Genomic DNA, 13,514 nt, shown 5'->3' on the forward strand with positions numbered 1-13,514 from the left:
GGAAATAAAGTGTTAAAAAAACAAACAGTTTGGCTATTAACGATGTTAAGTTTAGTTGTTGTACTATCTGTGTATTACGTGACAACTCCTGACAAAATGAATACAGCATCGCCGGCAACAGGTGAAAAGATTGGACAAGAAAAACAAGGTACTGATAAAGCAGTAACAAACGAAGCACCTAAAGAAACCCCGAAAAAAGAAAATACAAGCAAGGAAACAACAAATAAAGAAACAGACAAAAAAGAAAATACTAAAAAAGAAACAAGTAAAAAAGAGGGTAATGTATCAGTTCAATCAAGTGATGAGAATTTCACAGCCTTACGTATGCAAATGGAAGATCAACGTAGTGAAGCGAAAGCAAAATTACAAGAAGTGATGAATTCTTCGAAATCTTCAGCAACAGAAAAGAGTAAAGCGAAAGATAACTTTGATGCAATCACTACAATGGAAACGAAGCAAGAATTACTTGAGACAGTAATTAAATCTCAAGGAGGATATCCAGATGCTCTTGTAAGAGCTGATGGTACAGATATTAGAGTAACGGTTAAAGCGGCAAAACATTCACAGAAAGAAGCAAATAAAATTATTCAACTTGTAAGAAGTGAAGGCGGATCAAAAGATGTAGGTGTGAAATTTGATCCACCAGCGAAATAAGTGAAACTTTAATCCGTAGGGGGTTTCCCTGCGGATTATTACCTTTTACTAAGCAAAGGGTATGCAAATAGTGGAATAGAGTATGTAAGTACGTGTGAATAGAAAAAAGCTATCATTTTCGATAGCTTTTTTCTATTTTGTCTTTGTAGTTATTTTTACTATGTTCAACTCGGAATGGAGAAACACGTTGTGAGTAAAAGATTAATGGTTCATGGTACTGATGATTACTTTTTCCGGATTTGACGTGGATGCAAAGAACACATGCCCAAACGATTACGGCAGGTAAAAAGAGGATGAGCCATATCATATTTCCACACCTCAGCACAATATATTTTCTACACTTTGAACATACTATTCTTATATGAAGGAATGATGAACGGCGTGTAAACAAAAATTAATATTTGGTAAAAATATGTTATTGACTATAGATGTGGTGAAGAGTGGAGAGGGAATGGCGTGTTTGCTATGTAACGTTTTGCAAAAGTAGTGAATGTTTTTTTTTGAAGTGGTCTTGCCAATTTCGTGTGAAACTTGGTATTATTACTAGGTAATAATTTTTTATTGGAATAATATTTTTTACAGGAGTTTCGATTTATTATAAAGAAATATAAATTGGAATGTTTAAAAAATTTATCGTAAGATGGAAATAGTAAATATTTCTATTAGTTAATGAAATATATTTTCTAATAGAATACATCGTATTTTTACAGTCAATCTAGTTTTGTGACGAGAATCTGTAAAAACGGGACAAACAAGAGTATGGGAGTGGATTTTACATGTTTAAAATTCAAGAAGTTCGTGAATTAATTAAATTAATTGATAGCTCTAATATTGATGAATTTGAATACAAAAAAGACGGTACAACAATCAAAATGAAAAAGCGTGGTAATGAAGTTGTTGCTGTGCAAGCACCTGCAGCAAAACAAGCTATGCAACCAGTAGCGCCTGTTGAAGTTGAAACGACAGTAGCAGCAGCGCAAGCAGAAGCACCGAAGCAAGAAGAGAAGAAAACTGTTCAAGATGAAAACCTACATAAGATTACCTCACCAATGGTAGGTACATTCTATTCTTCATCTTCACCTGATACACCTCCATATGTAAGTATTGGGGATAGAGTATCGAAAGATTCTATCGTATGTATTGTCGAGGCTATGAAGTTATTTAACGAAATTGATGCTGATGTAGAGGGCGAAATTGTTGAAATTCTTGTTAATAACGGACAGCTTGTTGAGTATGGACAACCGCTATTTCTTGTAAAAGCGTAATAAGGGAGTCTTTGTGATGATAAAAAAAGTATTAATAGCCAATCGTGGGGAAATTGCTGTACGAATTATTCGTGCTTGTAAAGAAATGGACATTGAAACAGTTGCAATTTATTCAGAAGCAGATAAAGAGTCACTTCACGTACAGATTGCAGATGAGGCGTATTGTGTAGGACCAACGATTTCGAAAGAAAGCTATTTAAATTTGACGAATATTATTAGCGTTGCGAAGTTAACAGGCTGCGATGCTATTCATCCGGGATACGGATTTTTAGCAGAGAATGCAGATTTCGCAGAGTTATGCCGTGAATGTAACTTGATTTTTATCGGTCCAAGTCCAGAAGCTATTTCAAAGATGGGCACAAAAGACGTTGCTCGTGATACAATGAAAGAAGCAGGGGTTCCGATTGTACCAGGTTCACAAGGGATTATTAAAAATACCGAAGAAGCGATCGAGCTTGCTAATCAAATTGGATATCCAGTCATTATTAAAGCGACTGCAGGTGGCGGCGGAAAAGGTATTCGTGTTGCACGCCATGAAGAAGAGCTTATAAAAGGAATTCAAATTACACAGCAAGAAGCTAGTACCGCTTTTGGGAACCCTGGTGTATACTTAGAAAAGTACGTTGAAGATTTCCGCCATGTTGAGATTCAAATAATGGCAGATACACACGGAAATGCCATTCATTTAGGAGAGCGTGATTGTACAATTCAGCGCCGTTTGCAAAAACTATTAGAAGAAAGTCCATCACCTGCACTTGATGAAGATATTCGCAAGCAGATGGGTGAAGCGGCAGTTAAAGCGGCGGTAGCGGTTGATTATACAGGTGCTGGTACGGTTGAGTTTATTTATGAATATAAAACGAAAACCTTTTATTTCATGGAGATGAATACGAGAATTCAGGTTGAGCATCCAGTTACTGAAATGGTAACGGGAATGGACTTAATTAAAGAACAAATTCTTGTTGCTTCAGGAGAAAAGTTATCGTTACAGCAAGAAGAAGTACAATTTAATGGTTGGGCAATTGAATGTCGAATTAATGCGGAAAACCCTGCCAAAAAATTCATGCCATCTCCAGGTAAAGTAGAAATGTACTTACCACCAGGAGGATTTGGTATTCGCGTCGATTCAGCTGTATATCCGGGATATTCAATCCCACCTTTCTATGATTCGATGGTTGCTAAATTAATTGTTCACGGAAAAACACGTGAAGAGGCAATTGCAAAAATGAAGCGCGCACTTAGTGAATTTGTCATTGAAGGCGTACATACAACAATCCCGTTCCATTTGCAATTGCTAGATCATCCTGATTTTGTAAAAGGTGAGTTTAATACGAAATTTTTGGAAGAGCATGAACTTGTGACGCAGTGATACATTAAAGGAGGTTTTTTTCATGGCTGAACATATGTTAGATATGGGTCAAGATACAACTCTTGGTAAAGTAGAAATTGCACCAGAAGTAATTGAAGTAATTGCAGGTATTGCAGCTGCTGAAGTAGAAGGTGTAGCGGCAATGCGCGGTAATTTTGCTACAGATGTTGTTGAGAAGTTAGGTAAGAAAAATCATGGTAAAGGTGTAAAGGTTGAATTAGCAAACGAAGATATTATCGTTGACCTTTATGTTGTAATGTATTTTGGTGTAGCAATTCCAGTTGTTGCTCAAAAGATTCAAGACAATATTCGCCAAGCGCTCTTTACAATGACAGGACTTGAGCCAAAAGAAGTGAATGTTCACATCGTTGGCGTAACATTCGAAACACAAAAAACAGAAATCGAACCAGTGTAAGAATGAAAAGGTGCCTAGTAACATAGGCATCTTTTTTATCGTTTCATTTCTTCACAAATTACAATCCTCTAATTATTATACTATTTCAAAAAAAAAGAAATAAAAAAGAAAATGTGTCGTTTTTCCAAAAAACGTACATTGTGATAAGATATGGAACTTGAAGTTAATCTTTTTATTATTTTTCAGCCTTGTAACCCGTGTGTGAAACGATAAATTGTGTTATTATCATTGTATTATAAGGTTGGAAAATCAATGAAAACTGTAAGAGTAAGTGAATTGACGGCTTATAAATTATAATAATATAACAAAGTATAAGGAAAGACTTGAAGCATAAAGGAGAGTTACAATGAAACGTAGGACGGCTAGAGAAAGAGCAATGCAAGCATTATACCAAATGGATATTACAGGTGAATTAGAACCGAAAGTAGCAGTGGAAAACACGCTAGATGAAGGCGAAGAAACAAATGAGTTTCTAGAGTCACTTGTAGTAGGTTTTGTAGAAAATAAAGAAGCAATCGATGAAGCGATTCGTCAAAACTTAAAAAAGTGGAAGCTTGAGCGTATTAGTATTGTTGATCGCAGTATTTTACGTGTAGCTGTGTATGAAATGAAATACATGGAAGAAATTCCACACAACGTAACAATTAACGAAGCAATTGAAATTGCTAAAACATTTGGGGATGAGGAATCTCGTCGTTTTATTAACGGCGTTTTATCTAATATAAAAGATACACTGTAAATTCTTTAAGGGGGAATCTTAAAATGGTAGCAGTAATCATCAAAGGAAATGAAGTTGCGGAGAAAAAACGAGCACAATTAACAGAAGAAGTTGTGAAGTTGAAAGAGCAAGGGATTGAACCAGGATTAGCAGTTATTTTAGTTGGAGAAGATCCAGCATCTCGTTCTTATGTAAAAGGAAAAGAAAAAGGCTGTGAACAAGTAGGGATTTACTCAGAGCTAATTGAACTTCCTGAAACAATTACTGAGGAACGCTTGCTTGCTGAAATCGATCGCTTAAATGGCGATGGCCGTATTAATGGCATATTAGTGCAATTACCTTTACCGAAACATATTGAAGAAAAAGCTATCATTGAAAGAATTTCACCAGAAAAGGATGTAGATGGATTTCACCCAATTAGCGTGGGACGTATGATGACGGGACAAGATACATTCCTTCCATGTACACCGCACGGTATTGTAGAATTAGTAAAAGAAACGAATCTTGATATTTCTGGAAAACATGTAGTAGTAATTGGAAGAAGTAATATTGTCGGTAAACCAGTGGGACAATTGTTCTTAAATGAAAATGCAACTGTCACATATTGTCATTCTAAGACGCAAAATATGAAAGAGTTATCGAAGTTAGCGGATATTTTAATCGTAGCTGTTGGACGACCTAAAATGATAACAGCGGATTATATTAAAGAAGGAGCGGTTGTAATTGACGTTGGTGTAAACCGTTTAGAAACAGGGAAACTTTGTGGTGATGTTGATTTTGACAACGTGTTAAATGTTGCGGGTTACATTACACCTGTGCCAAAGGGTGTTGGTCCAATGACAATCACAATGCTTCTTCATAATACTGTTGAATCTGCCAAACGTGCAGGTGTCGTTTGTAAATAATTTGAGTCGGCTATGAGGAGAGAGAAATGGAGAAGCAATATTTAACCGTTACAGCGTTAACACGCTATATAAAAACAAAAATAGAATATGATCCGCATTTGCAGTCTGTTTGGTTAAAAGGTGAAATTTCCAACTTTAAAAATCATAGCCGTGGCCACATGTATTTTACATTGAAAGATGAAAATGCAAGAATCGCAGCGGTTATGTTTGCGGGTCATAATCGTAATATTAAATTCAAACCTGAAAATGGGATGAAGGTACTCGTGAAAGGGAAAATCTCTGTTTACGAGGCGAGTGGTTCTTATCAAATTTATATTCAAGACATGCAGCCTGACGGAGTCGGAAATTTACATTTAGCGTACGAACAGTTAAAAGTTCGTTTAGAAGAAGAAGGACTTTTTTCTCAAGTTTATAAAAAAGCAATTCCTCCTTACGCTAAAACAATAGGTGTGATTACGTCGCCAACAGGAGCAGCGATTCGTGATATTATAACAACGATTAAACGTCGTTATCCAATTGGGAATGTTATTGTATTTCCGGTACTTGTACAAGGGGAGTCAGCGGCTCCCTCGATTGTACAAGCGATTCGTACAGCGAATGAAATGGGAGAGATAGATGTACTAATCGTTGGCCGTGGTGGAGGTTCTATTGAGGAATTATGGGCTTTCAATGAGGAAATGGTTGCAAGAGCAATCTTTAAGAGTGAAATTCCTATTATTTCGGCAGTAGGCCATGAAACGGATTTTACAATCGCAGACTTTGTTGCAGATTTACGCGCGCCAACACCGACTGCAGCAGCTGAGCTGGCAGCACCTAACATTATAGAGTTACAAGAAAAGGTATTGCAAAGAACTCTGAGATTGCAAAGAGCGATGAGAGAGTTAGTACATAAAAAAGAAGAAAAACTACAAGTGTTGCAAAAATCGTATGCGTTCCGTTATCCAAGACAAGTATATGAGCAAAAGGAAGAGCAATTAGATAGAGCGCTAGAACAGCTTGTTTTAGCGAAAGAGCGCTATATTGATAAAAAGGTGAATCAGTTAAAGCAACTTTCATTTTATTTAGAGAAGCACCACCCATCTCAAAAAATTATGCAAACAAAGGTAGCTGTTGAAACGTTGCAAAAGCAATTACAACGTGAAATGCAAACGTTACTTCAAACGAAAGAATTTGCCTTTGTAAGAGCTGCTCAAAAACTTGAAGCGTTAAGTCCGCTTAAAGTAATGATGAGAGGGTACGGGCTTGTATATGATGAAGAGAAGCAAGTGTTAAAAAGTGTGAAAGATGTAAGCCTTGGAGATGCTGTTTCAGTTCAATTACAAGATGGAATACTAGATTGTAGCGTATCAGGCATAGAGGAGCGTGAATTGAATAATGGAAAATAAATTAAGCTTTGAAGAGGCAATTTCGCAACTTGAGCATCTTGTTTCTAAGCTAGAACAAGGTGACGTACCGTTAGAAGAAGCGATTTCTTATTTTAAAGAGGGCATGGAATTATCTAAGCTTTGTGATGAGAAGTTGAAGAATGTACAAGAACAAATGGCAGTTATTCTTGGGGAAGATGGAGAGCTTGAACCGTTTACTGCTGTAGGAGATGAAGCATAGTGACGATTGCTTTTGATACTTTTTTGAAAGAAAGTAAAACTTTCGTAGAAGAGAAACTTGTAAGCTATGCAAATGAATTACAATGTCCAAATGTACTTCGTGAAGCGATGGCATATTCTTTGGAAGCGGGTGGAAAACGTCTCCGCCCGTTACTTTTGTTTGCAACATTACAAGCGTTTGGGAAAGAAAGAAATCTTGGAGTAGGTGCAGCTTGTGCTCTTGAAATGATTCATACATATTCTTTAGTTCATGATGATTTACCTTGTATGGATGATGATGATTTAAGAAGAGGAAAACCCACAAATCACAAAGTATTTGGTGAAGCGATGGCAGTTTTAGCAGGAGATGGCTTATTGACGTATGCTTTTCAAGTAATTATGGCATATGAGCAAAAAGAAATTTCTGCCGAAAAAAAAGTAAGACTTGTACTTGAACTTGCAAAAGCAGCAGGACCAGAAGGAATGGTTGGCGGACAAGTGGCAGATATGGAAGCTGAAGGGAAACGCCTTACGATTGATGAATTGGAGTACATCCATAAACATAAGACGGGAAAACTGCTTGAATTTGCTGTGCTTGCGGGTGCGATACTTTCTGATGCGACAGAAGAGCAAGAAGAAAAGTTGCTTACGTTTGCCAAATATATCGGTCTAGCTTTCCAAATTCGAGATGATATTTTAGATGTCGAAGGAACCGAAGAAGAGATTGGGAAACCGATTGGTAGTGATCTTTCTAACGAAAAGAGTACATATACGACGTTGTTTACTGTAGATAGAGCAAAGGATATTTTAGAAGAAACAATTGCAGAAGCAAAAGGTGCGATTAGCTCCTTGCAATTACAAGATGAATATTTACTATCTATTTGCGATTTAATTGCAAAACGTAATAACTAATATAACAGCGTTTTCATTTGTTGAGTCATTTATCATTTTATGATATAACTGTAGGAAAAGGTTTTTCTTTTCTTGTTATTGGCAAAAATATATGTAGATTACATTGCCGTTATCACTTCGTGTTAGCGGCTATTTTTTTCATCGCCTAAAGAAATATGGTTTATAATAGGATTAGGGCGCAATAGACTGGTTAATAGCGGGACAAGACGAAAAATAGAAAAGAGAATTTCTTGTTTTGTGTAAATGTTTTTTATAATATTTGACATGTTGACAGATTATGAAATGAAAGTGAGTGATCCATGTGGATCTAACGCAAATTCAAAACCCTAGTTTTTTGAAAGATATGTCTATCAGTGAACTAGAGGGATTGAGTGAGGATATTCGTAAGTTTTTAATTGAAGAGCTCTCTCAAACAGGTGGACATATTGCGCCTAATTTAGGTGTAGTAGAACTCACAATTGCTCTGCATAAATTATTTGATAGCCCGCAAGATAAATTTTTATGGGATGTAGGACATCAATCCTATGTACATAAAATTTTAACTGGACGCGCGAAAGAGTTTGGTACATTAAGGCAATATCAAGGCCTATGTGGTTTTCCGAAACGTTGTGAGAGTGAGCACGACGTATGGGAAACTGGTCATAGCTCGACATCGTTATCGGCTGCAATGGGAATGGCTCTGGCACGTGATTTAAAGAAAACGAAAGAATATGTTATACCAATTATTGGAGATGGTGCTTTAACAGGCGGAATGGCTTTAGAGGCATTGAACCATATTGGACATGAAAAGACAGATATGATTGTTATTTTGAATGATAATGAAATGTCAATTGCACCAAACGTTGGTGCGCTCCATAATGTACTTGGTCGTTTACGTACCGCAGGAAAATATCACTGGGTAAAAGATGAATTAGAGTATATATTAAAGAAAATCCCAGCAGTTGGCGGGAAAGTGGCTGCGACAGCAGAGAAAATAAAAGATAGTCTTAAATATTTACTAGTATCTGGTGTCTTTTTCGAAGAGTTAGGCTTTACATATTTAGGTCCAGTCGATGGGCATGATTATGAAAAGCTATTCGAAACGTTGCAATATGCAAAGAAAACAAAAGGCCCAGTGCTTGTTCACGTTATTACGAAAAAAGGAAAAGGTTATAAACCGGCCGAGAGTGACGTTATTGGAACTTGGCATGGAACAGGACCTTATAAAATTGAATCAGGTGACTTTGTTAAGCCGAAAGAAGTTGCACCAGCATGGAGTGCTGTTGTTAGTGAAACAGTACTTAAGCTAGCGAGAGCGGATGAGCGTATCGTAGCAATTACACCTGCAATGCCTGTTGGATCAAAACTTGAGAAATTCCAAAAAGAATTCCCAAATCGTATGATTGATGTAGGTATTGCAGAACAGCATGCTACAACGATGGCAGCAGGTATGGCAACGCAAGGAATGAAGCCATTCTTAGCAATTTATTCGACATTTCTACAAAGAGCATATGACCAAGTTGTTCATGATATATGCCGCCAAAATTTAAATGTTTTCATTGGAATAGATCGCTCAGGATTAGTAGGAGCAGATGGTGAAACGCATCAAGGCGTATTTGATATCTCATTCTTACGTCACTTGCCAAATATGGTGCTTATGATGCCGAAAGATGAAAATGAAGGGCAACATTTAGTTTATACGGCGATGCAATATGAAGATGGACCAATCGCATTGCGTTATGCGCGCGGTAATGGACTTGGCGTTCATATGGATGAAGAATTAAAGGCGATTCCGATCGGTACGTGGGAGACGTTAAAAGAGGGTACACAAGCAGCTATTTTAACGTTTGGTACGACAATACCAATGGCGATGGAAGCCGCTGAGCGTCTTGAAAAAGCTGGAGTTTCAGTGAAAGTAGTGAATGCTCGCTTTATTAAACCAATGGATGAAGCATATTTACATGATCTTCTAGGAAAGAATATACCGATTTTAACGATTGAAGAAGCTTGTTTAATTGGTGGTTTTGGAACAGGAGTAGTTGAATTTGCATCTGAAAATGGTTACCATAGTGCATTAGTTGAACGAATGGGTATTCCAGACCGCTTCATAGAGCACGGAAGTGTAACAAAATTATTAGAAGAAATTGGTTTAACGACAGATGCTGTCGTAGACCGTATTCATACAATGATTCCATCAAAACAAAAAAGGGCGTAACAAATGAGCGTAAAAAAAGAAAGAGTAGATGTACTATTAGTAGAGCGAGGACTTATAGAAACGCGTGAGAAAGCAAAGCGCGCCATTATGGCGGGACTCGTATATGCAAATGAAATGAGACTTGATAAGCCAGGAGAGAAAATCTCGCAAGATACTGAGATTACGGTGAAGGGACAAGTTATGCCGTATGTAAGTCGTGGTGGTTATAAACTTGAAAAGGCATTAGAGACATTTCATCTTGATTTACAAGATAAAGTTATGATAGATATTGGTTCATCAACTGGTGGCTTTACAGATTGTGCGCTTCAAAATGGAGCGAAATTATCTTATGCATTAGATGTAGGATACAATCAACTAGCGTGGAAATTACGTCAAGATGAGCGTGTTGTTGTAATGGAACGAACAAATTTCCGTTACGTGACACCAGCAGACTTAGAACGTGGTTTACCTCAATTTGCAAGTATTGATGTTTCATTTATATCATTAAAGCTTATACTGCCAGTTTTAAAAACAATGCTTATGCCTAACGGAGATGTAGCGGCGTTAATTAAACCACAGTTTGAAGCTGGAAGAGAGCAAGTTGGGAAAAAAGGTATCGTTCGTGATAGAAAAGTACATGAAGCTGTTGTAGAAATGATTGTCGAGTTTGCTTTAAAAGAAGGCTATGATGTGGAAGGTTTAACATTTTCACCAATTACGGGTGGAGACGGTAATATTGAATTTTTAATTCATCTGAAATGGCATGGTGAACGTGAGAATGGCGAAAATCATTCTCCGATTTCTATAGAGCAAGTTGTTACAGAAGCGCATGACGTTCTAAAACAAAAAGGGAAAGGGGAATAACATATGTTGTTCCTCTTTTTGCTGTAATTGTATAATGATTGTAAAAACAATTGTGTACAAGAAACGAATTATAAGTTAACATAAATAAGTGAAGTATACCAATGTTTAAACTATGGTAAGAGATAGTGTGAGGTGCAAATGTATGAATAAAGGTCAGCGCCATATTAAAATCAGGGAAATTATTGCAAACAAAGAAATTGAAACACAAGATGAATTAGTTGATATTTTACGTAATGAGGGATTTAATGTAACGCAAGCAACAGTATCGCGCGATATTAAAGAACTGCACTTAGTGAAGGTGCCATTACATGATGGGCGCTATAAATATAGCTTGCCAGCAGATCAACGATTTAACCCGTTACAAAAATTAAAACGAAATCTAGTGGATTCATTTGTAAAATTAGACACGGCAGGACATATGCTTGTGCTAAAAACATTGCCTGGTAACGCTCATTCACTTGGAGCACTTATTGATCATTTAGAGTGGGATGAGATCATCGGAACCATCTGTGGTGATGATACTTGCTTAATTATTTGCCGTACACCTGACGATACAGGTGTTGTCTCTGATCGTTTCTTAAATATGTTGTAACAAAAAATCTTGTTTGCTTTCCATCGTAAAGTGGAAAGTGAACAAGATATTTTTATTGGTTAAAAATATGAATTTTCAATTGTAATATAATATTTTGTTTGCATAAAGTTAGAAAATAGATGGATTGACCCGTAAAACAAATGTTTGGTACAATGAAGCGGGTTAGAAGAGTATATACATACAAATATATAACATGATTATTTGAATGAAGAACTGAGAAAATCCTTTAGTAAGGGATTATTTTATAACGAGGTGAATGGGGCATTGTTATCGGAATTATCGATTAGAAACTTTGCTATTATTGAAGCATTAAATATTTCTTTTCAAAAAGGTTTAACGGTTTTAAGCGGTGAAACAGGGGCCGGAAAATCGATTATTATTGATGCGATTAGTTTACTTGTAGGTGGCCGTGGATCAGCAGAATTTGTTCGATATGGAACAGAAAAGGCTGAGATTGAAGGGCTATTTTATGTTGAAGATGAGAAGCATCCATGTATTGAAAAGGCAGAAGAGTTAGATATAGAAATAGAAGATGGCATGATTATTTTAAAGCGTGATATTGCTGCGAACGGAAAGAGTGTATGTCGTGTAAATGGGAAGCTTGTTACACTTAGCATATTAAAAGAAATTGGGAAATCACTTGTTGATATTCATGGACAGCACGAAACACAAGATTTAATGAATGAAGAACGACATCTGTTTATGCTTGATCACTTTGATGGGGATCGAATCGTTAAACAATTAGACATATATCAAAATGTATACGCTGACTATGAAAAATTAAAAAAACAATTGAAATCGTTAAGTGAAAATGAACAACAAATGGCACATCGCTTAGATTTAATTCAATTTCAGCATGAAGAAATTCGCAAGGCAGATTTAAAGATGGATGAAGAAAATGAATTAACTGAGGAACGATTGCAAATTTCTAATTTTGAAAAGATTTATAAAGCGTTAGGTGATGCATATCGTTCGTTAAGTGCCGACGGACAAGGGTTAGATAATGTAAGAAGTGCAATGGGACAAATGGAAAGTATTACACATTTAGATGAAATGTATCAAGAGAATTATGATTCAATTGCAAATAGCTATTACTTATTAGAAGAGGTTGCCTATCAACTGAGAGAAAAGCTCGATATGATGGAATATGATCCAAATCGTTTAGATGAAATCGAAACACGTTTGAATGAAATTCGTATGCTAAAGAGAAAATATGGAAATACTGTAGAAGAGATTTTAGCGTATGCAGATAAAATTGAACAGGAAATTTTTACAATTGAAAATAAAGACGTTCATATTGAAACGACGAAGAAACAGTTGAAGGAATTAGAGAGTGTTATTCTGAAAGAAGCAACGTTGTTAAGTAATATGCGTCATGAGCTTGCAGAACATCTTACAAATGCAATTCATCAGGAATTAAAAGAATTATATATGGAAAAAACGAAATTTGAAGTGCGAATTATGAAGAGAGCAGGAAATGCAGAAGAACCCCTTGTGGAAGGTGCACCGGTAAGACTTACGGTGGATGGTTACGATCATGTGGAATTTTATATTTCAACGAACCCAGGAGAGCCGCTAAAACCACTTTCAAAGGTTGCTTCTGGCGGAGAGTTATCTCGTATTATTTTAGCTTTAAAAAGCATTTTTTCTAAGCATCAAGGGGTTGCATCTGTTATTTTTGATGAAGTGGATACGGGTGTAAGTGGCCGAGTCGCACAGGCTATTGCGGAAAAAATTTATCGAGTATCAGTAAACTCGCAAGTACTTTGTATTACGCACTTACCTCAAGTAGCTTCAATGGCGGATTCACATTTATTTATTCGAAAACAAGTAGCGAATGATCGGACAATTACATCAGTTACTGTTTTAACTATGGAGGATAAAGTAACAGAAATAGCTCGAATGATTTCTGGTGTAGAAATCACAGATTTAACGACAGAGCATGCGAAAGAATTACTTACGCAAGCGCATCATTTTAAACAGACAGCAGAGGCTATCCAGTAATGGATAGCTTTTTTTCTCAAATGACGATTTCTTAATTCTTCCGGTTATAAATAATGCACT

At 36.5% G+C, this 13,514-nt stretch carries 14 protein-coding genes; 13 read left to right on the top strand and 1 reads right to left on the bottom strand.

Annotated elements, in window-relative coordinates; translation table 11 throughout:
• Positions 1 to 9 precede the first annotated feature (9 nt).
• Positions 10 to 654 (top strand): SpoIIIAH-like family protein, encoded by a 645-nt coding sequence (locus MHI28_RS26205; RefSeq protein WP_000914711.1) that lies wholly within the window; start codon positions 10 to 12, stop codon positions 652 to 654.
• 112 nt (positions 655 to 766) lie between these two features.
• On the opposite strand, the gene MHI28_RS26210 is transcribed toward MHI28_RS26205, so the two are convergent.
• On the bottom strand, positions 767 to 961 hold the full coding sequence (locus MHI28_RS26210; protein ID WP_003309905.1) for a hypothetical protein: 195 nt from the start codon (positions 959 to 961) through the stop codon (positions 767 to 769).
• A gap of 469 nt (positions 962 to 1,430) precedes the next feature.
• Between MHI28_RS26210 and accB the strand changes: the two genes are divergently transcribed.
• The 12 genes from accB (at position 1,431) to recN (ending at position 13,454) form a co-directional block, all read left to right on the top strand.
• Positions 1,431 to 1,919 (top strand): acetyl-CoA carboxylase biotin carboxyl carrier protein, encoded by a 489-nt coding sequence (gene accB, locus MHI28_RS26215; protein WP_000472862.1) that lies wholly within the window; start codon positions 1,431 to 1,433, stop codon positions 1,917 to 1,919.
• 16 nt (positions 1,920 to 1,935) lie between these two features.
• Positions 1,936 to 3,288 (top strand): acetyl-CoA carboxylase biotin carboxylase subunit, encoded by a 1,353-nt coding sequence (gene accC, locus MHI28_RS26220; protein ID WP_000592870.1) that lies wholly within the window; start codon positions 1,936 to 1,938, stop codon positions 3,286 to 3,288.
• 22 nt (positions 3,289 to 3,310) lie between these two features.
• A complete protein-coding gene (locus tag MHI28_RS26225; RefSeq protein ID WP_000807630.1) occupies positions 3,311 to 3,703 on the top strand; it encodes an Asp23/Gls24 family envelope stress response protein in 393 nt (130 codons plus the stop codon).
• 346 nt (positions 3,704 to 4,049) lie between these two features.
• The gene (nusB, locus tag MHI28_RS26230; RefSeq protein ID WP_000830247.1) at positions 4,050 to 4,442 is read left to right on the top strand and encodes a N utilization substance protein NusB; all 393 of its coding nucleotides are present in this window, start codon (positions 4,050 to 4,052) and stop codon (positions 4,440 to 4,442) included.
• Positions 4,443 to 4,465: 23 nt separating this feature from the next.
• Positions 4,466 to 5,326, top strand: a complete 861-nt coding sequence (gene folD / locus MHI28_RS26235) for a bifunctional methylenetetrahydrofolate dehydrogenase/methenyltetrahydrofolate cyclohydrolase FolD (RefSeq protein ID WP_000226725.1) — start codon at positions 4,466 to 4,468, stop codon at positions 5,324 to 5,326.
• 26 nt (positions 5,327 to 5,352) lie between these two features.
• Positions 5,353 to 6,711, top strand: a complete 1,359-nt coding sequence (gene xseA / locus MHI28_RS26240) for an exodeoxyribonuclease VII large subunit (RefSeq protein WP_000415249.1) — start codon at positions 5,353 to 5,355, stop codon at positions 6,709 to 6,711.
• The gene (gene xseB / locus MHI28_RS26245) at positions 6,701 to 6,931 is read left to right on the top strand and encodes an exodeoxyribonuclease VII small subunit (RefSeq protein ID WP_000428424.1); all 231 of its coding nucleotides are present in this window, start codon (positions 6,701 to 6,703) and stop codon (positions 6,929 to 6,931) included. The genes xseA and xseB overlap by 11 nt, the downstream gene beginning before the upstream one ends.
• Positions 6,931 to 7,821: a (2E,6E)-farnesyl diphosphate synthase gene (ispA, locus tag MHI28_RS26250; RefSeq protein ID WP_000150374.1), complete on the top strand. Its 891-nt coding sequence runs from the start codon at positions 6,931 to 6,933 to the stop codon at positions 7,819 to 7,821. Before xseB ends, ispA begins: the two co-directional genes overlap by 1 nt.
• A 301-nt stretch (positions 7,822 to 8,122) precedes the next feature.
• Positions 8,123 to 10,015, top strand: a complete 1,893-nt coding sequence (gene dxs, locus MHI28_RS26255; RefSeq protein WP_000366457.1) for a 1-deoxy-D-xylulose-5-phosphate synthase — start codon at positions 8,123 to 8,125, stop codon at positions 10,013 to 10,015.
• A 3-nt stretch (positions 10,016 to 10,018) separates the two neighbouring features.
• On the top strand, positions 10,019 to 10,858 hold the full coding sequence (locus MHI28_RS26260) for a TlyA family RNA methyltransferase (RefSeq protein WP_000111874.1): 840 nt from the start codon (positions 10,019 to 10,021) through the stop codon (positions 10,856 to 10,858).
• Positions 10,859 to 11,000: 142 nt separating this feature from the next.
• The gene (gene argR, locus MHI28_RS26265; RefSeq protein ID WP_001032580.1) at positions 11,001 to 11,450 is read left to right on the top strand and encodes an arginine repressor ArgR; all 450 of its coding nucleotides are present in this window, start codon (positions 11,001 to 11,003) and stop codon (positions 11,448 to 11,450) included.
• Positions 11,451 to 11,714: 264 nt separating this feature from the next.
• Complete coding sequence (recN, locus tag MHI28_RS26270; RefSeq protein WP_000947759.1) at positions 11,715 to 13,454, top strand: DNA repair protein RecN; 1,740 nt, start codon at positions 11,715 to 11,717, stop codon at positions 13,452 to 13,454.
• Positions 13,455 to 13,514: the final 60 nt, after the last annotated feature.

This window comes from Bacillus sp. FSL K6-0268, from assembly GCF_038005425.1.
Lineage (GTDB): Bacteria > Bacillota > Bacilli > Bacillales > Bacillaceae_G > Bacillus_A > Bacillus_A thuringiensis_S.

What these genes read in the sequence shown, in the direction of transcription:
- MHI28_RS26210 (WP_003309905.1), bottom strand. Translation starts at nt 961, where the DNA reads ATGATATGGCTCATCCTCTTTTTACCTGCCGTAATCGTTTGGGCATGT.
- accB (WP_000472862.1), top strand. Translation starts at nt 1,431, where the DNA reads ATGTTTAAAATTCAAGAAGTTCGTGAATTAATTAAATTAATTGATAGC.
- accC (WP_000592870.1), top strand. Translation starts at nt 1,936, where the DNA reads ATGATAAAAAAAGTATTAATAGCCAATCGTGGGGAAATTGCTGTACGA.
- MHI28_RS26225 (WP_000807630.1), top strand. Translation starts at nt 3,311, where the DNA reads ATGGCTGAACATATGTTAGATATGGGTCAAGATACAACTCTTGGTAAA.
- nusB (WP_000830247.1), top strand. Translation starts at nt 4,050, where the DNA reads ATGAAACGTAGGACGGCTAGAGAAAGAGCAATGCAAGCATTATACCAA.
- folD (WP_000226725.1), top strand. Translation starts at nt 4,466, where the DNA reads ATGGTAGCAGTAATCATCAAAGGAAATGAAGTTGCGGAGAAAAAACGA.
- xseA (WP_000415249.1), top strand. Translation starts at nt 5,353, where the DNA reads ATGGAGAAGCAATATTTAACCGTTACAGCGTTAACACGCTATATAAAA.
- xseB (WP_000428424.1), top strand. Translation starts at nt 6,701, where the DNA reads ATGGAAAATAAATTAAGCTTTGAAGAGGCAATTTCGCAACTTGAGCAT.
- MHI28_RS26260 (WP_000111874.1), top strand. Translation starts at nt 10,019, where the DNA reads ATGAGCGTAAAAAAAGAAAGAGTAGATGTACTATTAGTAGAGCGAGGA.
- argR (WP_001032580.1), top strand. Translation starts at nt 11,001, where the DNA reads ATGAATAAAGGTCAGCGCCATATTAAAATCAGGGAAATTATTGCAAAC.